Annotated in this window: 25 protein-coding genes and 2 pseudogenes; 18 read left to right on the top strand and 9 right to left on the bottom strand. The window is 67.3% G+C overall.

Annotated features, from left to right (window positions below; all coding sequences use genetic code 11):
* Window positions 1–354 precede the first annotated feature (354 nt).
* Window positions 355–903 carry a hypothetical protein gene (locus tag DXZ73_RS01760; RefSeq protein ID WP_116209283.1) on the top strand — a complete coding sequence of 183 codons (549 nt, stop codon included), beginning with the start codon at window positions 355–357 and terminating at the stop codon, window positions 901–903.
* A gap of 683 nt (window positions 904–1,586) precedes the next feature.
* Window positions 1,587–1,943, top strand: coding sequence for a hypothetical protein (locus DXZ73_RS37810; RefSeq protein ID WP_162889958.1), 357 nt, complete (start codon window positions 1,587–1,589; stop codon window positions 1,941–1,943).
* 193 nt (window positions 1,944–2,136) lie between these two features.
* Here DXZ73_RS37810 and DXZ73_RS39060 read toward each other — a convergent pair.
* Window positions 2,137–2,238, bottom strand: a pseudogene (locus DXZ73_RS39060) (transcriptional regulator); the annotation flags it as partial.
* 70 nt (window positions 2,239–2,308) lie between these two features.
* Between DXZ73_RS39060 and DXZ73_RS01750 the strand changes: the two are divergent.
* Window positions 2,309–2,548, top strand: a complete 240-nt coding sequence (locus DXZ73_RS01750; protein WP_205519083.1) for an Imm32 family immunity protein — start codon at window positions 2,309–2,311, stop codon at window positions 2,546–2,548.
* Between the two features lie 121 nt (window positions 2,549–2,669).
* On the opposite strand, the gene DXZ73_RS01745 is transcribed toward DXZ73_RS01750, so the two are convergent.
* The 4 genes from DXZ73_RS01745 to DXZ73_RS01730 form a co-directional block, all read right to left on the bottom strand.
* Window positions 2,670–3,677, bottom strand: coding sequence for a zinc-binding dehydrogenase (locus DXZ73_RS01745; protein WP_116209282.1), 1,008 nt, complete (start codon window positions 3,675–3,677; stop codon window positions 2,670–2,672).
* Between the two features lie 57 nt (window positions 3,678–3,734).
* Complete coding sequence (locus DXZ73_RS01740; protein ID WP_425315809.1) at window positions 3,735–4,361, bottom strand: NADPH-dependent F420 reductase; 627 nt, start codon at window positions 4,359–4,361, stop codon at window positions 3,735–3,737.
* Window positions 4,358–4,528, bottom strand: a complete 171-nt coding sequence (locus DXZ73_RS40460) for a zinc finger domain-containing protein (protein WP_425315900.1) — start codon at window positions 4,526–4,528, stop codon at window positions 4,358–4,360. The genes DXZ73_RS01740 and DXZ73_RS40460 overlap by 4 nt, the downstream gene beginning before the upstream one ends.
* Window positions 4,529–4,714: 186 nt before the next feature.
* Window positions 4,715–5,200, bottom strand: a complete 486-nt coding sequence (locus tag DXZ73_RS01730) for a nitroreductase family deazaflavin-dependent oxidoreductase (protein ID WP_116215359.1) — start codon at window positions 5,198–5,200, stop codon at window positions 4,715–4,717.
* 620 nt (window positions 5,201–5,820) lie between these two features.
* On the opposite strand from DXZ73_RS01730, the gene DXZ73_RS01725 reads away from it, so the two are divergent.
* Window positions 5,821–5,964: a hypothetical protein gene (locus DXZ73_RS01725; RefSeq protein ID WP_116209281.1), complete on the top strand. Its 144-nt coding sequence runs from the start codon at window positions 5,821–5,823 to the stop codon at window positions 5,962–5,964.
* Between the two features lie 406 nt (window positions 5,965–6,370).
* Here DXZ73_RS01725 and DXZ73_RS01715 read toward each other — a convergent pair whose 3' ends face one another.
* The gene (locus DXZ73_RS01715; protein ID WP_116209280.1) at window positions 6,371–7,576 is read right to left on the bottom strand and encodes an FAD-dependent oxidoreductase; all 1,206 of its coding nucleotides are present in this window, start codon (window positions 7,574–7,576) and stop codon (window positions 6,371–6,373) included.
* Window positions 7,577–8,402: 826 nt separating this feature from the next.
* On the opposite strand from DXZ73_RS01715, the gene DXZ73_RS01710 reads away from it, so the two are divergent.
* The 5 genes from DXZ73_RS01710 (at window position 8,403) to DXZ73_RS40450 (ending at window position 13,231) form a co-directional block, all read left to right on the top strand.
* Window positions 8,403–9,797: a HEAT repeat domain-containing protein gene (locus tag DXZ73_RS01710; RefSeq protein ID WP_240351078.1), complete on the top strand. Its 1,395-nt coding sequence runs from the start codon at window positions 8,403–8,405 to the stop codon at window positions 9,795–9,797.
* Window positions 9,798–10,203: 406 nt separating this feature from the next.
* Window positions 10,204–10,419, top strand: a complete 216-nt coding sequence (locus DXZ73_RS01705) for a cold-shock protein (protein ID WP_116209278.1) — start codon at window positions 10,204–10,206, stop codon at window positions 10,417–10,419.
* Window positions 10,420–10,951: 532 nt separating this feature from the next.
* Complete coding sequence (mdlC, locus tag DXZ73_RS01700; RefSeq protein WP_205519082.1) at window positions 10,952–12,544, top strand: benzoylformate decarboxylase; 1,593 nt, start codon at window positions 10,952–10,954, stop codon at window positions 12,542–12,544.
* Between the two features lie 81 nt (window positions 12,545–12,625).
* Window positions 12,626–12,847 carry a recombinase family protein gene (locus DXZ73_RS40455; RefSeq protein WP_425315899.1) on the top strand — a complete coding sequence of 74 codons (222 nt, stop codon included), beginning with the start codon at window positions 12,626–12,628 and terminating at the stop codon, window positions 12,845–12,847.
* Window positions 12,848–13,051: 204 nt separating this feature from the next.
* Window positions 13,052–13,231, top strand: coding sequence for a winged helix-turn-helix transcriptional regulator (locus DXZ73_RS40450; RefSeq protein ID WP_425315808.1), 180 nt, complete (start codon window positions 13,052–13,054; stop codon window positions 13,229–13,231).
* Window positions 13,232–13,392: 161 nt separating this feature from the next.
* Here DXZ73_RS40450 and DXZ73_RS01690 read toward each other — a convergent pair whose 3' ends face one another.
* On the bottom strand, window positions 13,393–14,367 hold the full coding sequence (locus tag DXZ73_RS01690; protein ID WP_116215358.1) for an amidohydrolase family protein: 975 nt from the start codon (window positions 14,365–14,367) through the stop codon (window positions 13,393–13,395).
* 780 nt (window positions 14,368–15,147) lie between these two features.
* On the opposite strand from DXZ73_RS01690, the gene DXZ73_RS01685 reads away from it, so the two are divergent.
* Entirely contained in the window at window positions 15,148–16,014 is an 867-nt protein-coding gene (locus DXZ73_RS01685; protein WP_116209276.1) for a DUF4158 domain-containing protein, read from the top strand.
* Here DXZ73_RS01685 and DXZ73_RS01680 read toward each other — a convergent pair.
* Window positions 16,011–16,277 (bottom strand): annotated as a pseudogene (locus DXZ73_RS01680) (Tn3 family transposase); the annotation flags it as partial. The gene DXZ73_RS01685 and the pseudogene DXZ73_RS01680 sit on opposite strands and share 4 nt — an antisense overlap.
* Before the next feature lie 102 nt (window positions 16,278–16,379).
* On the opposite strand from DXZ73_RS01680, the gene DXZ73_RS01675 reads away from it, so the two are divergent.
* Entirely contained in the window at window positions 16,380–17,495 is a 1,116-nt protein-coding gene (locus tag DXZ73_RS01675) for a serine/threonine protein kinase (protein ID WP_240351076.1), read from the top strand.
* A gap of 9 nt (window positions 17,496–17,504) precedes the next feature.
* Here the strand turns inward: DXZ73_RS01675 and DXZ73_RS01670 are convergent, their stop codons facing one another.
* The gene (locus DXZ73_RS01670) at window positions 17,505–17,897 is read right to left on the bottom strand and encodes a hypothetical protein (RefSeq protein WP_162889957.1); all 393 of its coding nucleotides are present in this window, start codon (window positions 17,895–17,897) and stop codon (window positions 17,505–17,507) included.
* Window positions 17,898–18,245: 348 nt separating this feature from the next.
* Between DXZ73_RS01670 and DXZ73_RS01665 the strand changes: the two genes are divergently transcribed.
* The 7 genes from DXZ73_RS01665 (at window position 18,246) to DXZ73_RS01635 (ending at window position 24,341) form a co-directional block, all read left to right on the top strand.
* On the top strand, window positions 18,246–18,500 hold the full coding sequence (locus DXZ73_RS01665) for a hypothetical protein (RefSeq protein WP_116209273.1): 255 nt from the start codon (window positions 18,246–18,248) through the stop codon (window positions 18,498–18,500).
* A gap of 117 nt (window positions 18,501–18,617) precedes the next feature.
* Complete coding sequence (locus tag DXZ73_RS01660) at window positions 18,618–20,012, top strand: ISL3 family transposase (RefSeq protein WP_205519081.1); 1,395 nt, start codon at window positions 18,618–18,620, stop codon at window positions 20,010–20,012.
* Window positions 20,013–20,640: 628 nt separating this feature from the next.
* Window positions 20,641–20,778 carry a StsA family sactipeptide RiPP gene (stsA, locus tag DXZ73_RS40445; RefSeq protein WP_425315807.1) on the top strand — a complete coding sequence of 46 codons (138 nt, stop codon included), beginning with the start codon at window positions 20,641–20,643 and terminating at the stop codon, window positions 20,776–20,778.
* Window positions 20,779–20,869: 91 nt separating this feature from the next.
* Window positions 20,870–22,300 (top strand): StsB family radical SAM/SPASM domain sactipeptide maturase, encoded by a 1,431-nt coding sequence (stsB, locus tag DXZ73_RS01650; protein WP_116209271.1) that lies wholly within the window; start codon window positions 20,870–20,872, stop codon window positions 22,298–22,300.
* A gap of 22 nt (window positions 22,301–22,322) precedes the next feature.
* Window positions 22,323–22,607 (top strand): PqqD family protein, encoded by a 285-nt coding sequence (locus DXZ73_RS01645; RefSeq protein ID WP_162889955.1) that lies wholly within the window; start codon window positions 22,323–22,325, stop codon window positions 22,605–22,607.
* A complete protein-coding gene (locus tag DXZ73_RS01640) occupies window positions 22,604–23,548 on the top strand; it encodes an ABC transporter ATP-binding protein (RefSeq protein ID WP_116209269.1) in 945 nt (314 codons plus the stop codon). The genes DXZ73_RS01645 and DXZ73_RS01640 overlap by 4 nt, the downstream gene beginning before the upstream one ends.
* Entirely contained in the window at window positions 23,538–24,341 is an 804-nt protein-coding gene (locus DXZ73_RS01635) for an ABC transporter permease (RefSeq protein WP_116209268.1), read from the top strand. Before DXZ73_RS01640 ends, DXZ73_RS01635 begins: the two co-directional genes overlap by 11 nt.
* The last annotated feature ends 74 nt before the right edge of the window (window positions 24,342–24,415 follow it).

The raw sequence follows: 24,415 nt of genomic DNA, 5'->3' as shown, positions 1-24,415 counted from the left end.
AAGTCCATGACCGGCGGCAGGAATTGGAGCCACCCCTTGCGGTGACATCTGGCCGGGCCGTGAGAGAACGGGAGTGTCCGCAGTGTCGGTGTGTGCGTGAACCGATAGCTTTGCGGGTCCGGGTCTTGCTGCCCCGTGTCCCTGATCCGGAGATAAGAGCGGTCCGGCGGGTTACGTCCCGGCCGGACCTGCTCGAGTGGTGGTGTCCCGCATGGGTATCGTGACGGCCCGTCCGAACGGGCGTCTGCCGGACACCTGCCGCGTTTCCTGGGACCTGGTCACCGAGCCGTCCCGGGCGCCGCGTGGGACCGGGTGCGGAGTGGCTGCCGGACTCGATCTATCCGGAGTGATGCGATGGAACTCGACCGCCTGCTTCCCACCTACGACCTTCGCTCCCGGTTCGCCCGGCGGATCGCGGCGGACCCGGCGACCGTGTGGCGGGCACTGACCGAGGTCACCACCGGGGAACTGCCCGTCTACCGGACGCTGATGCGGCTGCGCCTGGGTGGCCGGGGCCGGGTCGAGGGGCCGTTCGTCGACAGTTTCCCCACGCCTACCTTGGTCACCGTGGACGGCGAGGAACTGGTCAAGGGCATGATCGCCCGGTTCTGGAAGACCCGCCCCCAGCCCGTCCCGGTCACCCCGGGGGACGCGGCGGCCTTCATCGCGTTCGACGAGCCGAGCTGGGCCAAAGCGGCCCTGAGCCTGCGCGTCGTCCCCGACACCGGCGGCTCCCTCCTGTCGTTCGAGACCCGGGTGTACTCCACCGACGCCCATGCGCGACGCGCCTTCCGGGCCTACTGGCTGCTCATCCAACTGGGCGGGGCGGCATACATCAGGATCGAGGTACTGCGCGCCGTGGCCCGTCGCGCCGAACACGCCACCGCCTCAAGCCGCCCATAAACGGTGGGTGTCCGCGTACTCTCCGAACCGATCAGCCTCCAGGACCGGCCTCCGCGCGCCACTCGCTGGCCCAGGAGAATCCGGAGGCGGGCGGCAATCCGGTGCACCCGCATCCCTCGGGCCCCTGACGCGACCATGATCAACGCAGCACAGCGTGACCGGCCGAACAGCCCAAAGCCCTCAGTACACCAAAAGCGGCATGTCACAGCCCCTCAGGCAGAGTGGATCCCAAACTCGTTGCCGCAGCAGTGGCTCTCCTTCCCGTTGCCCGAGTGGCTCCTGTTCACTCTGTCGAAAACAGTTCTCCCCTTCCGCGTGATCAGAAGCCGTGCCTTATTGGAGAGGTACCCGCAGGCCCAAGCGGACGGAGGCTAAAGAACAAGGGCGGAGCAGCTCCGCCCACTCTCGGAGAACTGCCGACTGGCCAGGGCCGGTACGGAGCCCGCGTCGGGTTGATCCACGTGCTTGGCAAGTCAATGTCCAGTCACTCGGTGGCGCCTCAGACACCTCAGGTGTACCCCCGCGTGTTGTCACCTCAGGCGGGATGCGAGGCCCCCGGAGGGCGGGCGTGCCGACGGTGGTTGTCCTGAAGGTATGGCGACGCTGTGGGTATGACCGAGGATGCTGGACTTCGCGCGTGCGAGATCGGTACGAGAATGGCAGCAGAATTAAGGGAGTTGGCCATGCTCAGCTTGATCGCAGGACGCAAAGTCGCTTTGGGGCTGTCCGCTGCCGTACTGGCCGGCGGCGGAATCTTCGTGGTCTCGGCACCCGCAGGAGCGGCGGCCGCTACCGGACAGGCGGAGGTCATCGATTCGCCGACAGGGGTTCCAAGTGGCTGTATAACCTGGAAGGACTCTCGCGGTCCCGGGCACGGAGACCGTCGGCACGCCCAGTGCTTGGGGGCGGCTGTGCTGGTGGAGATCTATTGCAACACAGGCACCTCGTTGAGTGCCTCCTATCGTCCTGACTACAACAAAGCGGAATGTCCGGGATACGGTGGCAAGGAAAGGAGCTTCAATATCGACGTGCTGAGGTGAACAGTCGGCTCCGGGCATGGGCTGGAAGCGCTACGCTTTCGGGCTGCCCGGAACTTCCGCCGACAGGCCCCGCCGAGCCGCCTGTCTCAGCCCTTCCAGCACCCGCCTGAGCGCGTCCGCCCACCGGACGCTGAGCATGTGGCCGTCTCGTGCGCGAGCACCTCGGCCGCCACCGTGCCGGAGAACCTGGAATTGCGGCCTCGAGCCGGTAGATCCGCTGCCGCCCCGACCACTCCTCCGAGACGAGGCGGGCCTCCCGCAGCACCTTCAGATGCCTTGAGAGGCTGGGGCAGCGTCAGAAGCCTTCCTTGGAGCTGGTTCATGAACGTCGACCACTCCCGGTCGCTCATCTCCATGCTCATGCCTTGTCCTTCTACGTTCCTCAGGTCGAAAGACGGGTTCTTATCCACCTGGACTCCGAGCGGGAGATCCTTGTGATCAGCGGTGACTCCGCCGGCAGGGCGGTGCTCGCGGACAATCTGCGCGGCATGGCCTCTGCCGAGGACGGCGGTCACCTCGTCGAGTACCCCGGGTACGACTACCTCGTCGAGGAGTCTCGGCCGTTGGCGGTCAGCAGCCCGCACGGGGGCATGCCCCCCCGGTGAGCTGGTGGCTGCTCGACGCGAAGTTCTTCCGCCAGCAGCCGGAGGACAAGCCGCGGGCCGCCGCCGCGGTGGACGCCGGGTACCCGGACAACGAGGGCCTGGTCATCGACCTCGAGACGGGCTACCAGGGGCGGATGAGGACGGTGCCGACCTTGCCGGGCCGTACCGCGTGTTCCACGGCCTCTGCCAGGTCGCCGAGACCGTAGGTGGCGGCTACGTCGAACTGGTCCTTGAACGCCATCGCGATCAGCTTCGCGGCGGCGACGTCGGATGCCTGCCTCTCGGCGGAGGTGTCTGACATCCAGCGGCCGATGCTCCTGCCGCGCAGCGTCAGCGATTTGTGCAGCAGCGTCGACGCGGGCAGTGAGATCGGCTCCGCGGCCATCTGCCCGTAGCAGATGAGCTTTCCGCCCGGCGTCAGCAGGTCCAGAAGGCTCTTGGCGAGTTTTCCGCCGATCGGATCGAGGGCCACGCTCACCGGACGGCCGCCGGCCGCGCTGCGGACGTCATCGGCCCAGCCTGCATGCTCCGTCGCCACCACCGGCACGTCCGGGAAGCGTTGACGCAGTTCCGCGGCACCGCGTTCGCTGCGGACGGCGTTGACGATCGAGATGTTGTGGGCCAGGCACACGGCCGTCAGCAGTCGTCCGACCGACGAGCCGGCGGCGGTCTGCAGCAGAACGCCGTCGTACCCGATGGAGGCGTGTGCCTCCGCCTCGCGGCGCAGCATCACGGCGGTGATCGGGTTCACGAGCATCTGCGCGGCGGCCTCGTCCGGCACTTCTGCCGGTACGGCGGCCACCACCCGGGCGGCCGCCATGATCCACTGGGACCAGGCGCCCGGGTGCGGGAAGACCGTCACCCGCGCGCCGGGTTCGACCCCCGGTGCCACCGATGTGTCCGGGCCGATGGCCTCCACCACGCCGGTGGCCTCGATCCCGGCCGGGGCCGGTTGTCCGCTGTTCCCCGGATACGCCTCGACGGCCTGGAGATCACCAGGGTGCACGGGGAAAGCGGTGGTGCGGACGAGTACTTGACCGGTCTGCGGCGCTGCCGGCTCCGGTTCCTCGATGACGGTCAGGACATCGGCGGGCGACCCGCCGCGGCTGTAGACGACACGACGGCTCATGACGCTCCTCCTGTGTGTGCTGGGCGTGCGTGCCCGGGGCGGCCGAGGTCTGGGTCGTCAGCCAGCATCCTGAAGCAGGAAGTGCCGTGCGCTGAGCGGGCCGTCGAGCTGCATCAGCCGCCCGCCCTCTCGCAGACCACCGAGGTCCAGTGCGGCGAACCCGAACTCGTCCAGCAAAGCGGCCACGGCCGCCTTCGCGTCGGCGTCGTCACCCGCGTAGAAGACCACCTGGCGGCCTTCCTCATGCCGGGGGTCCCCGGCGATGAACGCGGCGAACAGGGTGTTGAACGCCTTTACGATCCGCGCTCCGGGAAGGCGCTCGGCGACCCACTCGCTGCCCGTGAGATCACCGACGTCGTACCGGCCCCGCCAGGGGTTGGCCGCGGCGAACTGATTCGTCGTGTCGACGACGATCTTCCCGGACCAGTCGGTAAGGCCGGTCAGGTCCGGTACGGCGAAGAATGGCACCGCGAGGAAGACGAGGTCCGGCTGCGCCGCCTCCTCGGCCGTCACCGCGTGGGCCTTCGGCCCCAGCTGTGCCACGACGGCCTCGAGTGTCTCCGGGCCCCGGCTGTTGCCAATGAGTACCTCATGTCCGTGACGGACGGCCTTGTCAGCGACGGCCCGGCCGACCTCTCCCGCGCCGAGAATGCCGATGGTGCTGTGTGCGGTCATGCTGCTCATCCTTGATCGTGTGTCGGCAGCCGTTCCGGCTGCCCTGCGGAGCGCGGGCGGCAGGGTGAACCTGGCGATGCACTACAGCGCGGGCAGGGGTGGCGCTCGACATCGTCGGCTTCGGACGCGAGGGCGGTTTGAGGGTCCGTCACGACCCCGGATGCTGTCACAAACATTTCCCAGAACATGCCTGGTTCCACTTTTGAGTGAGAAGCTGTCCCATCTCACGAGATCTTGTCTCTGTCTCACTTAACCTTGTTCAGTTCGCATTCCGGGGACAAGGTCAAGTGAGACTGTCCGTATCGGCCTCGGACTCCAAGCCGCGCGGCGCCCTGTCGGGCCGAACGGGTGAGGCCCGGAGCTCAGTTCCTCGTCGACGGTGCTGGGGTGTCCGCCGGTCCTGCCACATGCACAGGTTCCAGTACGAAGACGGGGATCACACGATCAGTCTTCTCCTGGTATTCGGCGTACGGGGGATACGCGGCCACCGCGCGCTCCCACCACTCGGCCTTCTCGTCCCCAGTGATCTCACGGGCCGTCATGTCCTGGCGTACGGCCCCGTCCTGGAGCTCCACGTGCGGGTCGGACTTGACGTTGAAGTACCAGAGCGGGTGACGGGGGAAGCCGCCCTTCGAGGCCACCGCCGCGTACTGCCCCTCGCGCTCCACGCGCATCAGCGGGATCTTGCGGATCTTGCCGCTCTTCGCGCCGCGCGTCGTGACGATGACGACGGGCAGGCCCGTGTCCCAGAGCGTCGTTCCCTGCGTGCCGCCCGAACTCTCATACAACTCGACCTGCTCGCGCACCCACTGCGCCGGACTCGGCTCGTACTCGCCCTCAAGAGGCATCGTGGTCACCCCGTCGCCGCTCACGGATTATGTTGCGCAGTCCACCACAAGCCTACTGCGGAGGCGAGACCGCCGTTCCCGCTCTGCCGCCAGACACGGACAGAGACCGGAGCCGGGTCAGGGCGCTGCTTTCCGGCGGTCGGCAGCCCCGGAAATGGGCCTGGCCGACAATTTCAAGTGAGACGGCAAGGTTCCGGTGTCTCACCCGACTTTGTCTCTCCGCAGATCAGGGCGTCGCATGGCGGCAAGATCGAATGAGACGGGACAGTGGCGAGCTACGGCCCCTGCGCGACTCGGCTGTCCCGTCTCGGTCGATCTGGTCCGATTGCTCAGGGTCTCCAACGATCTGGTCTGTCGGAGGCCGCTTCGGTCCATTCTCAGTGAGCACGGCGAATCTTCAGGAACGATGTCTTACAGGTCGACCAGCCACCCTGAAGCGCATGTTGGGCCGATGTCACCTGGAACTTCTCGAAGTTCTAACACCACATCAAGTCGCTGACGATGTTGACTAGTTGGCGTCGACAGGGCTCCTCAGATCCGTCGAGGGGTGATAGCCCAGTAACGGTTAGCCGTGGCAGGATCGGTACGGGTCGACACCGTGTCGACCGGAAGGAGGAGACATGGCCGAGGACAGCAAGGTGACGGTGTCCGCCAAGGACAAGACTCCGTCCGACAAGTACGCAGGCACCGAAATCAAGATCGACGGCGAGGAGCACATCATCATTCGCGAGGATGAGGTCCCGGTAGCCACCGACACCGAGTGATACGCCCACGCTTCGGCGCGGGCTGATCTTCGCCCGTGCTGGAACGGAGTGCTGTCCAGCTATGCGAAGGGCCCCGTCGGTCGCCTTGAGTTCTAGCGGTCGTCGCAACACCCCAGCTCGGGGAGTGCGATGGACTTCGAGGTCCGGGACCGTTCGGTTGTCCGGGGTCGTCGGTCTTTGACCGAAGAGCGGCGCGTCTACCTTCAGCTCGTGCAACAGGGCGTGAGCAGTCAGGAAGCGTGCAGGATCGTCGGGGTCAACTACCGGACGGGGAAGCGGCGGCGGGCGCGGATGCCCGAGCGGCGCGGTCTCGTCTTCGGCGATCGGCCCGCTGTTGACCGTCCGCCGAGAGGTGTCGGCGGGCTCGGGCGGTGTGTCGATGCGCACCGCCCGAGCAGCACGGTGCCTATTCGGGCAGGGGGAGGTGTCCGATCACCTTCTGGCCGACGAACGCGGACATCCGCACGGCGTGGTAGGCGTAGTCGCGCATGGTGTCCTCGTAGGTGCCGATTCCGTCGAGGAGCGGTTTGTCACCGCGGGCGATGGCGAGCAGTTGGTCGCCCAGGGTGTGTGCGTCGCGCAGCGCGGTGTTGGCGCCGATGCCCAGGGCCGGACTCATGGCGTGGATCGCGTCGCCCATGACGGTGACGTTGGAGGGCTCCCAGGCATCGACGGGTACGCAGCTGCGGCACTTGAGGGCCTGGACGGTGGCGGTGTCCCACAGCCGGACCGTGTCGACCAGGGCCGGGTGCCAGGTGGCGACGCGCTGAAGGGCGTACGCCTTCAGCGCGTCGGGGCCGGCGGTGAACAGCTCGTCGTCGGGGAGCATCCGGTCGGCGAGGGAGTTGAAGATGCTCAGCGCGTAGTCGGCGGTGGCCTCACGCTGGAAGCCGGGCTCCTGCTCCGCGATCAGCGGCGAGGTGGGGTCGGTGCGCTCCAGCGGCCCCAGGGTCAGCCCGGTGAAGTCGGCGTCGTAGGCCAGCGAGAAGGCGTTGAACATCTGCGCCGGCAGCTTGGCCTTGGCCTCGTCGGTGAGGCGGATCTTCGCGGCGATGTGCCGCGAGCCGAGATCGGCGACCCTCACCTGGGGCAGGCGCTGGGCGCGCACGGAGGAGTTGATGCCGTCCGCGGCGATGAGCACGTCGGCCTCGACCGTGGCCCCACCCTCCAGCAGCACGGTGATCGTCGAGTCGGGATTGGTGCGGTAGCCGGTGACCCGGGAGCCGAAGTGTACGGCCTTCTCCAGGCCGAGGTAGAGGATGCGGCGCAGGGTCGAGCGGCACACCACCAGGTGCTCGGGAATGTCGGTGGGCACCCCGGTGCCCTCGGTGGCCGACTTGTCCCGGCCGGGACGGAGGTTGAACTGCTCGTCGAACAGCAGCATGTCATCGCTCGGCATGCCGCAGGTCGCCAGGAACAGGTCCCACAGGCGCGGCTCCAGCGCCGCGTGCAGCGCGGAGGTGCCGGTGGAGTTGATGTGGATCCGGTACCCGGCCTCGCGCGCCGCCACGTCGGCGTCGCGCTCGTAGACGGCCACGTCCAGGCCGTTCCGGTTCAGGTAGTGGGCCAGCGTCAGCCCGGCGAGCCCGCCGCCGGCGATGACGATACGCATTCCAGACACAGTACTCCCAGTGCAGATTTCTTCTCGTACTCGGAGCACACCAGGACTCCCCTGAAGGGGAGGACGTTGACGCAGCAGAGCGGAAAACCGGTGACTGCGGTCCGGACTACCAACCGGAAAGCAATTTCGTGTGCCCTGGAAGCGTACACCGAAATCCTGTCATTAGTAGCGGATCGGGCCTGTGATATGCGAGTTTCTCGCCGACCTCGCACCTCCTGCGGCGACTGTCGAGCCAATGACGAGTCCAGCCTTGACGAATCGATGGAAGTCTGGTCAGGGAATAGGCGATTTGGCCATCCCGGGAATTTCTGCTCGCATTCGCACAATTATTTTTCGGCGCATATCGGAGAGAGTGGAAAGGTTTTCCCCGCCGGGAGCCGAGCAGGAACGGAAAGGAAAACCGGCTGCCCCGGCGCTCTGCTCGTCGAGCTCGTCAGACTCACCGGGCAGGTCACCAGGTGTCACGCCGGGGCTGCGGCTGTCTCCCCCCCCCGCGGGGTGCTTGGGCCGGGCACCGTCGCCCGGACGGACAGGTCCAGATCGAGGCGGGTGTTCATGTCCAGCCCGAACCGGCCGTACGGGTTCACATGCGTCCTGTCCCGTCGCATTCCAGGTGACAGGTGGCATCGCCCTGAACTGCGCAGTTGCCAGTTAGATGGGGAGCCCAGCCCGCCCAAATCTCAGTCGAGTTGGCTTTCGCGGAAGTGGGGATCTCCCGGTCGGCAGCAGGCGGAGGGCCGGGCTGGGTCCGTGGTCAGTGCTGACCATGTGTGTGGCGGCGTGAGCTCGAACGGGCTTGGCCGAGGGGATGCGCGTCATGACGGCCGAGCTGGTGATTTCAGCGGATAGGGGAAGCATGTGCGAGGGCGGGCTCGATGGCCGACTCGTGTCGGCGGTACGGGCAGGGGATGGCGAGGCGGTACGGGCCCTGTTGGAAGAAGGCGCGAGCCCCAACGCGGTGGACACCGACGGGCTGCCGGTGCTGTGCGCGGCTGTGGCTGCGTACGACGCCCCGGTGGCCGAGGCGTTGGTGCAGGGTGGTGCAGACCCCGACCGGACGCTGCCCGACGGGACCACCCCGCTGTGGCGTGCCGTTGACGGCGGCTCCCCGGCGGTTTTCTCGGCGGTACTGGGCGACGAGGCCCGGCTGCGGCTTCCGGAAACTGTCCGTGAACAACTCCTCGCCCTGGCTCGCAGCTGGTACGAGACGGGCGCGGCCGAACAGCTGCGGCGCCGCACCGGTGCGCCGGGCCCCGCCGTGACGACCCCGGTCCAGGATGGTGAGGACGTTTGGGAGTCGGTCGACCAGATCTCCTTGGGCGGCCTCGTCACGCGGGCCGGACACGGTGCCATCCTGACCTCGCTGGAATGGGCCTTCCGCATCCTCACCCCAGTGGACGAGCTGATCGCCCGCGCCGCCGAGCAGCCCCATGAGGACCATGTGATCTGGTGGACGGTCTCCTCAACCCTCAGTCAGCGCCGCAGTTTCGAGACTTGGTCGGCGGTGGTGGCCCATCGCCACCACCCCGACCCCGCGCACCGCCGCGTCGTCGCGCGCTACCTGTGGATGCGGGGAGTTACCGACTGGGCCTCGTCCTACGCGACGAAGGAGAGCGAAATACTGGCCGCCTGGGCGGCTGAAGAGACCGACAGCACGGTGCTCGCGGACGTACTCAACGCCTTCACCGAGTATGAGCACCCCGGCCAAGAGGCCGTCGGCCTGCGATACGCCGGCCATCTCGATCCCCGCGTACGCCGCGAAGTCCCCGTCGCCCTTTCCGGCAACGGCGCTCCCCTCACCCGTGCGGCCAGGGCCGCACTGCTTTCCCTCACCCGCGACCCGGACGCCACAGTAAGGATCAACGCGTGCCGGGCCTGCAAAGAAGACGACAGCCTCCTCCCACACGTCACCCAGGCGCTACTGCTCCTGGCCGAAGACCCGGACGCCGACCTGCGGGGTGCGGCGGCAGCTGAACTCGCCGCCTCCCCAGACCACAGCCCCGCCGTCGCGGACGCCCTGTGGGCGCTGCTCGACGAGGACAACCAAACCGTCCGTCTGGAGGCCGCCTACGGCCTCGCGCGGCGCGACGATCCGCGCACCGCCAGGGCCATCGAGCGAGTCGGTTCCTTCACCGGCCGCTTCGAGCACGATCACCGTGCCAACGCGCTCTGGGACTGGACATGGCAGAGAACGAACCCGTCCGCAGAGTGACCACCCTGGTCCCCGGCGGATACCGCAAGATCCAGATCAAAGTGGCCACCATGATCACGAAAGGGCGCGTGAACCTGCCAACTGAACTGCGACAGGACACCGATTGTCCTGTCGCAGTTCACTTGGCAGGCAGAGGGCTGCTGACCTGCTAAGGTGCCACGTCGTTTGAGAACATCGCCCCCGGCGTTCTCAAACGACATGGCTCTCGCGGAAGTCTGCTGCCGGTTCAACGACGACGGTGCGGACCCGCGGCGAGGCCCGGCCTTCTGCTGCTGTAGCCGTACTCCCCCCGCGTACTCGGTCGCGGCGCCTTGCTGCGGCGATTTATGCTCACTCGCGTGCGTCGGAGGCCCCTCACGGGGGACCTATCCTCGTTCAGCCCAGCATCCTGCCAGGAGGTGCGTCCATGATCACGGCGACCGTACGCGAGTGGTACGAGGAAGAAGGCTGGGGAGTGCTCGACTCGGCTGAAACGCCCGGGGGTTGCTTCGCGCACTTCAGCGACATCGAGATGGCCGGCTTCCGCACCCTCGACCCGGGTCGGCAGGTCCAGCTCGAATGGGAGGCCCCCGGTTTCCAGCAGGACGGCTACGATTTTCGCGCCCGCCGAGTGGTTCCCTGACACCTCGGCCGTCGGTGGTCGCAACACGAACCACCAGTCCATCGCCACAGAAACCGAGGGTGACGGGTGCAGTGAGAACGAGGCCAGCAAAGTGAGATCAAACCCTACGATCGAAGGCAAAACCTCCGCTCCGGCCGCGTGCCACTGAGAATCCGACACATCGCTTGAGACTGCGTGAGAATCCGCCAGCTTCAATGCGACAGGACACGTCCGGAACAGGGGTGCCGTTAACGAATGGCGAACCAAGTGGCAAGTAGCTGAGCGTGATGTTCTCGGGGTGGAGTCGCTGGCCGTATGGAACGGGGCGCCTGTACCCGGACACCGCCGAGGACACCGACGGCGAAGACAGAGGTCCGAGAATCCCGTGGTGCTCGCGCTTCTCCTTTGATTGCCCGGTAAATGAACCGCGCGAGGAGCGGCCGACCAGCGGAGTTCCAGGTGGCGCTCGCCGCTCGCGTTGCTCATGCTGGTGCCGGGGTCACGAGAGAGGTCTTTCATGGCTCCTGCGGATGCCCGCGCTGACGGACCGAGCGTGGCCGAGGCGGTTTTCGCGGTACTGCGCGACTTCGATGTCACACGGGTGTTCGGCAATCCGGGCTCCACCGAGATGCACATGTACCTGCATTGGCCCGACGATCTGGAGTACGTCCTGGCGCTCCAGGAGGGCAGCGCGGTGGCGATGGCCGACGGTCTGGCGCAGCGTACCGGCCGGGCCGGGGTCGCGATCGTGCACTCGGCGGCCGGTGTGGGCAACGCGCTGTCCGGCGTGATCGCCGCGTGGCGAAACCAGAGTCCGCTGGTGCTGCTGGCCGGACAGCAGACGCGGGCCATGCTGCCCACCGAGCCGTATCTGTCCGCGCTTGATGCGGACCAGTTTCCCCGCCCGTATGTGAAGTGGGCCGTCCAGCCCGCCCGTGCCGCCGATGTCCCCGGTGCCGTCGCACGTGCCCTGCTGACCGCGCTCACCCCGCCGTGCGGGCCGGTGTTCGTCTCCGTCCCCGAGGACGACTGGGCCGAGCCGGCCACGCCGGTGCCGGCCCACACGGTCGTCCCGGTGCTGGGCGCCGAACCGGCCGCCATCGCCCGTTTTGCCCGAGTCCTCGCCGACGCCCGGCATCCGGCCCTGGTGCTGGGCCCCGCTGTGGACGGCGACGGCGCCGCCCTCGACGCGGTACGGCTGGCCGAGCGCCTCGGCGCCGCCGTCTACGGTGCCCCCTGGAGCTCTCGGGCCAGCTTCCCCGAACGCCATCCCCTCTTTCAGGGCTACCTCACCGCGACCCGCGAGGAAGTGGTCCGGCGCCTCGACGGGCATGACGTCGTCCTCGTCATCGGCGCCCAGGTCTTCACCTACCACGTTCACACCGAGGGCCCCTTCCTGCCCGCCGGTGCCCAGTACCTGCACCTGACCGACAATCCCGTGCACGCGTTCTCCGCCCCGGTCGGGGAGAGCCTGATCTGCTCCGCCCGCACTGGCATCCAGGCCCTCCTCGATCAACTGCCCGACCAGCGTGCCCACCGCACACCCCTCACCGCGCCTCCGCGCCCCGAGCCCGCCCCCCTGGCCGCACCGCTTGAGGCGTCCGCCGTCCTGCACCTGCTGCGCGAGCTGGTGCCGGCCGCCAGCCCGGTGTTCGAGGAGGCGCCTTCCTACCGGCAGGAGATCCGCGCCCACTTCCCGATGGAAGCCAGCCAGTACTACAACGCCTTCAGCGGGGGCCTGGGCTGGGCCCTGCCCGCCGCCGTCGGCGCCGCCCTGGCCGACCCCGGCCGCCGCACCCTGTGTCTCATCGGCGACGGCTCCCTCATGTACTCGGTCCAGGCCCTGTGGACCGCCGCCCGCCACCGGCTGCCCCTCACCGTCGTCGTCCTCAACAACAGCGAGTACGGCGCGATGAAGGAATTCACCGCCCTCTTCGGCATCGATGCCTTCCCGCCGCCGATCCAGTCCGCCCTCGACCTGCCCGCCCTCGATCTGGTGACCCTCGCCACCGGCCTCGGCGCCACCGCGAACCGCGCCGACGACCCGTACCGCCTGCCCGACACCCTCACCACCGCTCTCACCGCCCCCGGCCCCACTCTCGTCGATGTCCCGGTACAGGCCCTGCGCGGCACCGGCCCCCTGTGACCCCTTCAAGAAACGTTTAATGAAGACCGCCGGACAGGCCGTCGCGGGCCGCCCGGAGCCTTCAAAAACTCCTTCAAAAACCTGGGTGGTTCAAGAACCGCACGCGCGTCCACCGGCGGACAGAAACTCGACCGGCAGATCGACGCCCTGAAGGCGGCCGGGTGCCGGAAGATCTTTGCGGACAAGAAGTCCGGCAAGAACGACCTCCGTCCCGAACTCAAGGCATGCCACGCCTTTCTCGACGCCGGGGACACCCTCGTGGTCCCCGCCCTGGCCGCTACGGCTGGTCCCTCCAGGACCTGATCAACATGGTGGCCGAGCTCCGCCGCCGCGAGATCGGCTTCACCTCGCTGCACGAAAACCTGGACACCACCATCCCCGGCGGCCGGCTCGTCTTCCACGTCTTCGCCGGCCCTGGCGGAGTTCATCCGCGAACTCATCGTCTCCGGCACCCGCGAGGGCCTGGCCGCCGCCCGCGCCCGCGGCAAGGTCGGCGGCCGGCCCACCGTGGTCGACGAGAAGATCCTCAACATGGCCCGGGACCTGCTGCCCAACCCCGAGCACTCCATCACCGCGATCGCCAAGATGCTCGGCGTCTCCCCGGGCACGCTCTACAACCACATCCCGGACCTGCGTGAGCTGCGGGCCAGCCGCATCCCCGCGCAGCTCGAAGGCGGCAACCGGTGATCCCCGGGTACCACCGGGCCAAGGGAGGGCGCTTGCCCTGTCGGCCACGCGCTGCGACATCACCCCGTACTGCCTGGCGCGAGCCGCCTGATCTGCGCAGGTCCAGGAACCGCACGTCGTCCGGCCGACCGCAGAGACCAAGCCCTGAGCCCGGTTCCGGCTCACAGCTTGAACAGGCGTACGGCGTTGTCCCGGCCGATTTTCTGGAGGTTGGGTTCGCCGAGTTCGATGGCGTCGTACCAGTTCGCTGCTTCTTCCATGGATTCGAAGGGGTAGTCGGTGGAGAAGAGGATGCGGTCGGCGCCCATTTCGATGATGGCGTCCGCGAGTGACGGTGTGTGGAAGTTGCCGCTGGTGGTGACGTAGAAGTTGTGGTGGAGGTAGTGCGCGAACTTCTGTTTCACCGCGATCCCGCGCGGGGACATCGGGATGCGGTGGTCGGTCCGCCAGATGTTGTACGGCAGGAGTTCGCCTAGGTGGCCAAGGATGACCTGGACCTTGGGGTAGGTGTCGAACAGTCCGCTGCCCATCAGGCGCAGGGCGTGGGTGCCGGTCTCCACGGAGAAGGCCCAGGCGGAGCCGAGGAGCCAGGGGTGTCCTTCGTAGATTTTCTGCTGGTCCTCCAGCGGGTCCCGCGGGTGCAGGTAGACGGGGACGTCGAGGCGCTGGACGGTCTCCCAGAAGGGCCAGTACCGCCTGTCGTCCAGGTAGACCGCGGTGCCGGGGTCGCCGACCTGGGAGAAGCCGTTGACCAGGGCGCCGACGAAGCCGAGGTCGGTCACGCAGCGTTCCAGCTCGGCGCAGGCCGCGTCCGGGTCCTGCATCGGCAGTGCGGCAAAGCTGGAGAACCGGTCGGGGTGCTTGGCGACTTGCTTGGCGGCGTGGTCGTTGAGGCGGCCGGCCCAGTCGACGGCCTGCTTGCTGTCGTACATGCTCTGGATACCCGGCGCGAGGAGGGAGACGATGTTCCGCTCGATGCCCAGGGCATCCATCTTCCGCAGCCGGATGTCGTTGATGTCCAGCAGCTGCTTGCGGGCTTCCGGCCAGGTCTCGGGGGTGAAGTGTTCTTCGGACTGGCCCACGATGTCCGGGTCGGTGGCGCCGAAGTGCTCTTCGAGAGCGATCTTGTTCCGCATCATGACCACCTTGAGAAGCGCAACGCAGTCCCCCTCCGGACTTTCCTATGGTGTCTACAGCCGAGCGGATGCCGCAACCGATCAGTAATCGCCCCGCCCGCTGCTCGACGGCGTCCGGCACGGTAGCGCCGCCTGCACGGTGGACGGCGATCATTCGCTGTCCACGTGACAGATGACAGACTGGCCTGTCATGTCGGGCTCACAAATGGGGCACTGAATCCATGACGGTCGAGTGCGCCGGTGCCGGTGGTACCGAGAGCCGATCCGGGCGGCTGCCCGCTCGGAGGCGATCTACTGCGGCCTCTCATGTACGGGCCGGGCACGACGCGACCGGCGCCGCTGGGGCGCGGGAGCCGCGATCGGGCTGTACATGATCCTCAACGGCCCCGATGCGATCGCTGTGCGCTGCCCCGTGTGCGGCCGCCGCTTCCTGCCAGGCCGCGGACACCGCCGCGACGCCGTCTTCGACCGGCCGGCCTGCCGCATCGCCGCACACCGCGCGCGCAGGTCCCGCAAGCCCCTACGCGAAGGCGTTACACCGAACTCGCCGGTACACAGCACCGTCGGCCCACTGACCAGCACAGACACGCTCGGCTGGCAGGGGACGGCCCGGTCGCGACCGGGAAGAAGGGCCCCCTTCATCTCTGATCATGTCCGCCCGTTGCCCGGAAGTGGATCACCTCATTGAGCTGAACGAGTGAACACCGCACACGGCACACCGGCGGTAACCCGCCGCCGACCCCGGGTGCGTCGGACGGCACGGAGAAAGGGGCGGGCCCGGTGGGGCGGGATCTTGGGCTGGACGCGGTGGTCGAGCACTTCACGCTGAACGTCGACGAGCTGGACTGGCTGCGGAACAAGAGCGGGGCCACCCGCCTGGGCTTCGCCGTCCAGCTGAAGTTCCTGCCCTTCCGGTGCCGCTTCCCCAAGACCCGCATCGAGCTGCCCGCGGACGCGGTCGCCCACGCGGCCAACCAGGTCGGTGTCCCAACGGCAGACATGGCGCTGTACGACTTCACCTCCCGTACGGCCAAGCGGCACCGCAGCGAGATCAGGGAGCTGACCGGCCGGCACGAGTGCTCGGTCACCGACCAGATCAAGCTCGCCTCCCATCTGGTCGACGAGATCTGGCACGACGAGCGCCGGCCCGAGCAGGTCCGGGCCGAGCTGTACCGGCAGATGCGCCAGGCCCTGTCCACGCTGGACACGGCCCTGCCGAAGCTGCCGTGGGTGACCATCGACGGCAAGCGCAAGAGCGGGGCGATCAAGTTCACCGAGCCGGAGCCGCAAAAGGAGCCGAAGAATCTGGGGCGTCTGAAGAAGGCGATCCGCAAGCGGCCGCGATCGCCCGGTTCCAGGCATGCCAGATCCGTTCGATCTCCGCCCCCGGGAACGGCGGCATCCCGGCGCTGTTGTCGGCCGCACGCTTCCGCTTGCCCTCCAGGCCTGCTTCGCGCGCTTCGCGTCCCGTCCCAAGGCGGTTCCTCCTCGCCGATCAGCCCCCAGCCGACCAACGAACACCGCCACACCGAGAGTGTGAGCCCACCACCCGCACAGCCCAGACCCGAGCAAACCGCCCGTAACAGAGCCCTCTTCGAACCGAAGGCTACCGGCGGGTTACTTGTCGCTTGGTCGGCTGCTCGTTAACGGCACCCCAACTTGCGGTTGTCGGAGGCGCACGCGGTGCCGGTGCCCCACCACATCTCATCCCGGACGGCGAAGGTGGCGTTCACCAGCTTGCGCAAGGCCGCGCGCATGTTGGCGCGGTTGACGAACAGGTGCCGCACCCGCCGCAGCGTCGGCTCGCTCTCGCCGTGCTTGCCGGTTACCGCGACCCGCTTGATCCCCATGTTCGTGCCCAGCCCGAACAGGATCAGCAGTAGTCGGCGCCGCAGCACGTCCTTCGCCGCCTTGTCCTCTCGTGCTGCGGCCGGGCAGACGTCAGACTTGCCTTGCGCTGCTGCCTACTTCGGGCAGTGGGCCGCACCGGGCGGAAACCAGGGGGAGGTTCGGTGAAGGTCGGTTCCTGGAACGAGTGGGATCCGCTGAAGCATGTCGTCATCGGCCGGGCGGACGGCACCATGGTGCAGGCTCCCGAGCCGGCGGTCGTCCGGGACTGGCCGGAGCACGGTTTTCCGCGCGGTACGTACGGGTCGTTGCCCGAGGAGATGACGGCTGCCGCGAACGAGCAGTTGGACGGCTTTGCCCGCGTCCTCGAAGAGCGCGGGATCCGCGTCGACCGGCCCCGGCCGTTGGACTTCAGTCGGCCGGTCGCCACCCCTGAGTGGTCGCAGCAGAGCATGTTCGGTGCCATGCCGGTCCGGGACGTCCTGGTGGTGATCGGGAACGAGCTGCTTGAGGCGACCATGTCGTTTCGCAGTCGCTGGTTCGAGTACCTGGCTCACCGGCCGTTGATCGAGTCCTACTTCCGCGCCGACCCCGGCATGCGCTGGGAGGCGGCCCCCAAACCCCGGCTGACCGAGGCGTCGTACCGGCCGGGCTTCTGGGAGGAGTACGACGCCCTGCTGCACGAGGCGCAGATTGCCCGGGTCAGGGCCGGGGAGCTGGTGCTGACCGAGACCGAGCCGCTTTTCGATGCCGCCGACATCGCCCGCTGCGGCAAGGACCTGTTCGTCCAGCAGTCCCTCGCCACGAACGCGGCCGGGATCCGCTGGCTACGACAGCACCTGCCGGAGCACCGTGTGCACGGAGTGACGTTCGGCAACGCGCACCCCATGCACATCGACGCCACCTGGGTGCCGCTCCGTCCGGGACTGGTTCTGCACTGCGCCGAGCGGCCCGCCGAGGAGGAGCTGCTGCACCATCTCAAAGTCAACGACTGGCAGGTCGTCCACGCAGCCACCCCCGGCCGGGAGGCACCACCACCGCTGTCCGCATGCAGCCGCTGGCTGTCGATGAACGTGCTGGTATTGGACCCCGCAACCGTCTGCGTGGAAGCGAGCGAGACCGCACAGATGGAGCAGCTCGACCGGCTGGGCTTCGAAGTCGTCCCGATGCCGTTCTGGAACGTGGCCCCCTTCGGGGGCGGACTGCACTGCGCCACGCTCGACGTCCATCGTGAAGGCGTGCTGGAGGACTACTTTCCCCGGCGGTCCGGCAGGTTCTGAGGCCGAGGGTCAGCGGCCGTGGTGCACGTCCTCGGTGATGCAGGTGGTGTCGCTGAACACGGCGACGTTCGGGTTTCCGCAGTTGTTGCTGTGACCGGTCGCGTTCCAGGCGGCGACATTGGACAGCAGCCCACTGTCCACCCGCTCGCTGCCCGACCGGTCATGGTCGGCATGATCGTGCCTGGCCCGACAGACCGACTTCACTTCCACGCTGCCGATAGGTGCTCCACACTGATTGGCGTGCCCCGTGCTGGTGCTGCTGCCCACCACCGACAGGACACCACTGACGATGTCCTCATTGCCCGCGCCCTTGCCCCCGTCCGCATAGGCGGCGCTTCTGCCTCCGCACAGGGTCATTGCCGAAAGTGCCAGTACGGCCAGGATCCTGCCGCCACGAGCCATGGGTAACCGCCTCTTTCCTCGAGCATCCCTGAGCCAAGCGGACCGCCCTGCGCGGTCCGCTTGCACTAACCTCCGAAGATCCGAAAAGACACGCCACTGCGTGAGCTCCTTCCGCCAGCAGCGACGATCACCCACCGGTCCCCACGTCACTCACCCGGCGCGGTGGCCAGCGGTGTCCATAAGGCGCGCACTGAGCGCATCCGTCGGCTCCTGAGCGGGGAGCACAACCGGCCGCGCGGGGGCCGCAGGTGGGGAATGGGCTGCCATACGTGGGAAAAGACCTTGGCCGCCGACATTGGCTCGCCGGTTCCTGCTCGCTGTGGCCGGAGGCCTTCTACGATCCGGTGCATGCTGGATCCCGAGCTGCTGGAACGGATCACCGCGCGGCGCGCGGAACTGGACGAACTCGAAGAACAGCCGGCCAAGCGGCTGGCGGAGATGCGGGCCGAGTGGGACGAACTCGCCGTAGCCGAACGGGTCCTTGAGCGGATGAGTGAGCAGCTCGCCGACGAACGCGCCTCGGCGGAACCGATGCCCGGGCGGCAGGTGCAGGAGTTTGCCGGGTCTTCGAACTTGGGCGGTGTGTGTCGGCATGTGCGCTGACTGACTGTCACAATCCGTGACAGTCGGGGTGGTTGCCGGTCCCGGATGCAAGGCGCCCGTGGTCCTGGGTGATCATTTCTGTTCTCTACGCAGAAGGATCACTGGGGAGCCACGGGCTTGGTCAACGATACGACCTTGCTGCTGGACCTCGACGGGGTGTCCGTCATACGGGTCGAGCGGTGCGAGGACGGTGGCCACCGGGTCCACCTGGCCACAGCGGACGTCTCGGCCCGGGCCTGCCCGGCCTGCGGGGTCTTCGCGTCCCGGGTGAAAGGATCCGCCACCACCCGGCCCCGTGATCTCCCTTATGGGGAGCGCGGGTTGGAGTTCTTCTGGCACAAGCGGCGCTGGTTCTGCCGCGAGCCGACCTGTCCTCGCGCATCGTTCACCGAGCAGATTCCGCAGATCCCGGCCGGCGCCCGGCTGACCGGGAGGCTACGGAGTACGGCCGGACATCGGATACGGGATGCCGGCTCCACAGTCATCCAGGCCGCCCGCGATCTGCGTCTGTCCTGGCCGACGGTGATGGACGCCTTCCCGGCAGTTGCCCACGAGGTCGTCGAAGCGCCGCTGCCCGAGGTCGGGGTGCTGGGCATCGACGAGACCCGCCGGGAGCAGGACCTTGAAACGGGCAAGTGGCAGCTGGTCCGGGACCGGTGGCACACCGGGTTCGTCGACGCGCTCGGTGTCGGTGGCTTGCTCGGCCAGGTTGAGGGCCGCACCGTCGCCGACGTGCTGGCCTGGCTGTCCACCACGCCCCTGACCTCGCGCAACAACATCCGGCATGTGGCCATCGACATGTCGGCCACCTACCGGGCCGCGATCCGCACCGGCCTGCCGAACGCCGTCGTCGTGGTCGACCACTTCCACATCGTGCAGCTCGCGAACAAGATGCTGTCCCTGGTCCGGCGCCGTACCACCGCCGAAATCCGGGGTCGGCGCGGACGCGCCACCGACCCCGAGTGGAAGGCCCGCCGACGACTCCTGCGCAACCGCGAGGACCTCACCGACGAACAGTTCGCGAAGATGTGGAACCCGCTGCTGGCCGAAGGGAAGATCGGCCGAACCCTGCTGACCGCATGGATCGCCAAGGAGTCCCTGCGCAACCTTCTCGCCCTGGCCCGCACCGGCGCCAACCGGCACCAAGTCGACCACGCACGATGGAAGTTTCTCACCTGGTGCGCGGACGCCGACATCCCCGAAGTCCGCACCCTCGCCACCACGGTCGACCGCTGGTGGCCCGAGATCGCCGCGTTCATCGACAGCGGACACAGCAATGCCAAGAGCGAGGGCATCAACCGCGTGATCAAGCTCGTCGCCCGTGCCGCCTTCGGGTTCCGCAACGCTGCCAACCAGCGCCTACGCACACGCTGCGTCACCACCCGCCGAGCCCGCGGACACCTCCGCACCGCTCACCTACGAAGATCCGCGAACCGCGCGATCCCGGCCAGTGTTGTGGCGCCGCCGAGGACTGCGAGCAGGCGCAGAGCGAGTATGGCCCCCAGCCGGTAGCGGCGGCCCCGCACGCGTTGGGGACCGGGGATCCGGTCCAACACCTGGGCCAGCGAGGATAGGGCCGGCAGATCGGCTGGCGGGGGCGGTAGCCAGGCAGTGGCGCCGCAGGACTCTGACAAGGGAGGATGGCATGCGAACGCGCCCCTCATTCATGGGCAAAGGCTTCGACCACCTTGATCGTTGCTGGTCGTGTTCATCGTCACAGGGATCCGCCCTGTCTGCATCACCGTACACATGCGCGACCGCCCGATCTCGTCGGCCGAGAACACGTCTGTCGCGCCTCGTCCGCCAGGCCCGGTCAGGAAGGTCGAATTATGGGCTGGGTGCGTATCTGCGGGACGAGAGAGCTGTGTTGTTCTGGCCGAATCCGTTCAGCGGTAATTCCGGAAGAACTACCTCCCTGTTGACCCGGTGAGAGACTGACCTGACGATTCATGCACGCTGGGCTGACCTGGCCGGCGCGCATTTTGATCGCTTCGAGCTTTCTTGTTTCCTCACGATTGGGCATTGCCGTTCGGGCTATCTGCGAGCGTGACGAGCACCTCGCTGTCTGCTGTCCGGCCGCACCGGGTGAAGCACTGCGGTGCCTGGTGACGGCTGGGGCCACCGAGAGGAAGGGCACATCATGAAGGAACCCGTATGGGTGAAGCCGGAAATTCTTCCGATTGAATTCTCGCCGGACCAGCGGTGCTCATGCGGCTGTTCCGGCGGCGGAGGCGCCGGCTCCGGCAACGCCGAGGACGAGTCCGAGCTCGCAAGCTGACGCTTGGCTGCCTTCTGTATGCCGCAGGCGGGGTTTCGACCCGGTTCGGAACCCCGCCTTCCTTCTCATTGGGATCTTGTTGGGGTGGTCGATGAAGCTGCTGGAGCAATGGGATGAGCTGGTTGTCCCCGAAGACCTGGTGTACTTCCGTAACTCCGAAGGCCATGAAGGCCACTTGGTGACCAATCCGGAACTGGCCGCCTGGTGCCTGCTGACCGCTCCAGAACTCAAGGTCCTCCAAGCACTCGCCCAGCCCGGAGCAGGCCTGCCGCAAGGAACCGCCCCCGCCGAGGCCGAGCGGACCCTGGCCAGGGTGATACTGAAGTTCATCGTGTACCTGCCCGGCCGCCGCCCAAAGGTCCGCCCGCCCGATCCGCAGCTCAGCACGGTCTACTACGCGATCACCGACGGCTGCAACCTCCGCTGTCCGTACTGCTACGCCTCGTCGGAGAAGTGTCTGCCGGGGGAACTGTCCACGGAGGAATCCCTGGACCTCATGGACCAGATCGCCGCGATGGGCGTACGGACGGTCATCTTCACCGGCGGAGAACCGATGCTGCGCAAGGACCTCTTCCGGGTGGCCGAGTACGCGCGCGGGCTGGGACTGGCCGTCAATGTGATCTCCAACGGCACTCTGATCCGACGGCCGGAGACCGCGCGGCGGATTTCGGGGATCTTCCACACGGTCACGGTGAGCATGGACGGCGGTACCGCTGAGACGCATGAGCAAACGCGCGGCAGGGGCACTTTCGCCCGGACGGCCCGAGGGCTGCGCCTGCTGAACGATGCCGGTGTCATCCCGACCATCAATCATGTAGTGACGCCCGACAACGTCGATGTGCTGGACAAGCTCTGTGAATTCGCGGCCGATCTGAAGATCCGGCAGGTGCGGTTGATGTATCACTCCGACCTTGGCAGGGCCGCCTCGGACGAGTACGACTTCGGCTGGACCGAGTTCCAGAAGATCGAAGAGTTCATCTGGACGAACCCGATGGCCAAGAATCTGCTGCCTGACGGCCCGAAAGGGGCAAAGCCCTGTTCCATCAAAGGAAACTGCGGCATGGGCGGCAACGAAATCTACGTCAACTCACTGGGCGACGTCTATCCATGCAAGCTCGTCACCAAGCCCCTGCACAGAGCCGGCAATGTCCGGCACCAGCGGCTCGCCGACCTTTTCACCTCCCCGCTCCTGGAAAACCTGCGCGGAAGCAACGTATTCAGTGGCGAGAATCTCCGGGACTGCCGTCACTGTTACATCCGCGCCGCCTGCGGTGGCGGCTGCCGCGCCTATCACATGGCCGAGACCGGGGACATCCATCGCAACGGCCGACACCTCTGCCGGATCCTGCGCCGCTCAATGATCACCAACTGGTGGGTGGCAGCCGGGGCGACCGGACGGCAACTTGCGGAGCACCGCGATGAGATGTTCCGGCCCCTGCTGGTGCGCGACGACAGTGTCCATCCCGTCCACGAGGACTGGAAGACAGGCGGCCGCCGCCTCCTCCCGATCGTGCCGGCGTGAACTGACTGAAGGGGGATCGCTGATGCGTTACCGGATAGCCAGTGACGTTGTATGGATCCCGGACGACGGCGAGGTACGGCTGTACGACGCAGGCTCGGGCGAGTTCCAGGCTCTCAACACCACCGCGGCCGAAGTGTGGCTACTCATCTCCGAGGGCTGCCCCGCCGATGACATCGCCGGAGAGATGGCCCGCCGCTACGCCGGTACGGCTACCGAGCGACAGACCCAAATCAACCTGGACGTGAGGAAGTTCCTGGAGTCGCTCCTCAAGCAGGGGCTTGTACTGGCCGACGAGGGAACGGCATGAACCAAGCGGTCCAGGCACGGAACCTTGTCAAACGCTACAAGTCCATGCAGCGCAACGCCGTGGACGGCCTGACTTTTCACATCGCTGCCGGAGCCGTCATCGGGCTGCTCGGGCCCAACGGCGCAGGAAAGACCACACTGATCAAGCTGATCTGCGGTGTCACCGTCCCCAGCCAGGGCAGCGTCGAGGTGTTCGGCGCCAACCCTGCGGCCCACGGCGGAGCGGCCAAACGCGGCATCGGCGTCGTCCACCAGTCTGGGCCCTTCGACATGATGCTGCCCGCAATCGACAACCTGCGCATCGCCGCCCGGTTCAAGGGGCTGCGATGGCGGGACATACGTCACCGCGTGGACGAACTACTCGCCGCGTTCGGACTCGACACGGCTGTCTCCCAGCTGACCTTCACACTCTCCGGCGGCGAACTGAAACGTCTGCAGGTGATCCGGGCGCTGCTCGGCGACCCTTCACTCCTGCTGCTCGACGAGCCGTCCGCCGGGCTGGACGTCAACGGCCGCCGGCAAGTGTGGGCACTACTGGACGAATTGCGCCGACAGTATGGCACTACCGTGCTGTGGACCAGCCATTACGTCGAAGAACTTGAACGCAACTGCCAGCAGGTATTGATCGTCAACCACGGCCGACTGGTGAAGTTTGCCGCCCCACGCGACCTCGCCGAGCAGTTCGGCGGCCATGCCGCACTGCTGAGCCTGGCCCGCCCGCACGACACCAACCGCCTGGCAGCCCTGCTTGGACAGCCCGAACTGCAGGTGACCGTCAGCGGTCGACGAGTCGAGGTGAGCGGCCGCGACGTACGAGCCCTACTGCCCACACTCCTCACCGCCGCGCGGGCACTGGGCATCGGCATCGACACGATCGAATACCGCACCCCGTCCCTGGAGGACGCCTTCCTTGAACTCGTGGGGACCGGCCATGACACCTGATGCCGGCCGAAGTATTCGACGCTCCCTGCTGCACAGCGACGCCGCCGCCGTCATGTACCGCGAGTACCACTTACTCACCCGCAACCGCACCAACCTACTGCTGGCCATCACCCCAAGCGCGGTCTACCTGCTGCTCTTTGCGACCTCGCTGTCCCGGCTGATTGGGCACGTGCAGTACGGCGGGCAGGTCATCGACTACACCGAGTTCGCCGTGCCCGCCCTGCTGCTCTCCTCAATGCTTGCGGCATCCACCACCGTCGGCACCTCGCTCTTCCAGGAACGTCTGGGCCGGATGGACATCGAACTCTGGTCGCACCCACTGCGCCGCAGCAGCTACATCACCGGAAAGATCCTGGTCAGCACGGTACTGATCCTGGTTCAGAGCCTGGCAGCCCTCGGCGTGGCGCTGATGGTGTTCACCTTCCACTGGCCAGCCGGCCACTGGGCGGCGGTCCTCTGCGGAACAGCCGTGGCCTCTATGGCCTTCAACGGCCTCTACCTGCTGCTCGCCTCGCTGTTCACCGACTTCCAACGCTTCACAGTGACCATCAACGTCGTGGCCCCCGTACTGCTCTTCGCCAGCCCGTCCTTCTATCCCGCAGCCCAGATGGCACCCGTACTCCAGTGGCTGTCGTGGGCCAACCCCGTCACCTACGGCATCACCTGCATCCGCGACGGAGCCCTTTTCGGCTTCGGTGAGGCATGGCCCTGGATGTTCCTGCTCCTAAGCATCGCCGCGATCACCTATCTGCTCATCGGGCATTCCCTGATGGCCCGTTCTGCCGAACTCTGACGGACATGGGCAACCTTCGCTGAACCCTCCACACAGTCACGCACCGTGACGAGCCGTGAGGACGTGAAGTCGGG

It is taken from the genome of Streptoverticillium olivoreticuli subsp. olivoreticuli (assembly GCF_003391135.1).
GTDB classification, from domain to species: domain Bacteria; phylum Actinomycetota; class Actinomycetes; order Streptomycetales; family Streptomycetaceae; genus Streptomyces; species Streptomyces blastmyceticus.
This window is presented reverse-complemented; position numbering and strand designations above follow the sequence as displayed.

What these genes read in the sequence shown, in the direction of transcription:
- DXZ73_RS01670 (WP_162889957.1), bottom strand. Translation starts at nt 17,897, where the DNA reads ATGGCTCGTGGCGGCAGGATCCTGGCCGTACTGGCACTTTCGGCAATG.
- DXZ73_RS01690 (WP_116215358.1), bottom strand. Translation starts at nt 14,367, where the DNA reads ATGCGGAACAAGATCGCTCTCGAAGAGCACTTCGGCGCCACCGACCCG.
- stsB (WP_116209271.1), top strand. Translation starts at nt 20,870, where the DNA reads ATGAAGCTGCTGGAGCAATGGGATGAGCTGGTTGTCCCCGAAGACCTG.
- DXZ73_RS01640 (WP_116209269.1), top strand. Translation starts at nt 22,604, where the DNA reads ATGAACCAAGCGGTCCAGGCACGGAACCTTGTCAAACGCTACAAGTCC.
- DXZ73_RS01645 (WP_162889955.1), top strand. Translation starts at nt 22,323, where the DNA reads ATGCGTTACCGGATAGCCAGTGACGTTGTATGGATCCCGGACGACGGC.
- DXZ73_RS01730 (WP_116215359.1), bottom strand. Translation starts at nt 5,200, where the DNA reads ATGCCTCTTGAGGGCGAGTACGAGCCGAGTCCGGCGCAGTGGGTGCGC.
- DXZ73_RS01760 (WP_116209283.1), top strand. Translation starts at nt 355, where the DNA reads ATGGAACTCGACCGCCTGCTTCCCACCTACGACCTTCGCTCCCGGTTC.
- DXZ73_RS01665 (WP_116209273.1), top strand. Translation starts at nt 18,246, where the DNA reads ATGCTGGATCCCGAGCTGCTGGAACGGATCACCGCGCGGCGCGCGGAA.
- DXZ73_RS01725 (WP_116209281.1), top strand. Translation starts at nt 5,821, where the DNA reads ATGGCCGAGGACAGCAAGGTGACGGTGTCCGCCAAGGACAAGACTCCG.
- DXZ73_RS01635 (WP_116209268.1), top strand. Translation starts at nt 23,538, where the DNA reads ATGACACCTGATGCCGGCCGAAGTATTCGACGCTCCCTGCTGCACAGC.
- DXZ73_RS01715 (WP_116209280.1), bottom strand. Translation starts at nt 7,576, where the DNA reads ATGCGTATCGTCATCGCCGGCGGCGGGCTCGCCGGGCTGACGCTGGCC.
- DXZ73_RS01705 (WP_116209278.1), top strand. Translation starts at nt 10,204, where the DNA reads ATGATCACGGCGACCGTACGCGAGTGGTACGAGGAAGAAGGCTGGGGA.
- DXZ73_RS40460 (WP_425315900.1), bottom strand. Translation starts at nt 4,528, where the DNA reads ATGTTTGTGACAGCATCCGGGGTCGTGACGGACCCTCAAACCGCCCTC.
- stsA (WP_425315807.1), top strand. Translation starts at nt 20,641, where the DNA reads ATGAAGGAACCCGTATGGGTGAAGCCGGAAATTCTTCCGATTGAATTC.
- DXZ73_RS01740 (WP_425315809.1), bottom strand. Translation starts at nt 4,361, where the DNA reads ATGAGCAGCATGACCGCACACAGCACCATCGGCATTCTCGGCGCGGGA.
- DXZ73_RS01745 (WP_116209282.1), bottom strand. Translation starts at nt 3,677, where the DNA reads ATGAGCCGTCGTGTCGTCTACAGCCGCGGCGGGTCGCCCGCCGATGTC.
- DXZ73_RS01710 (WP_240351078.1), top strand. Translation starts at nt 8,403, where the DNA reads ATGACGGCCGAGCTGGTGATTTCAGCGGATAGGGGAAGCATGTGCGAG.
- DXZ73_RS37810 (WP_162889958.1), top strand. Translation starts at nt 1,587, where the DNA reads ATGCTCAGCTTGATCGCAGGACGCAAAGTCGCTTTGGGGCTGTCCGCT.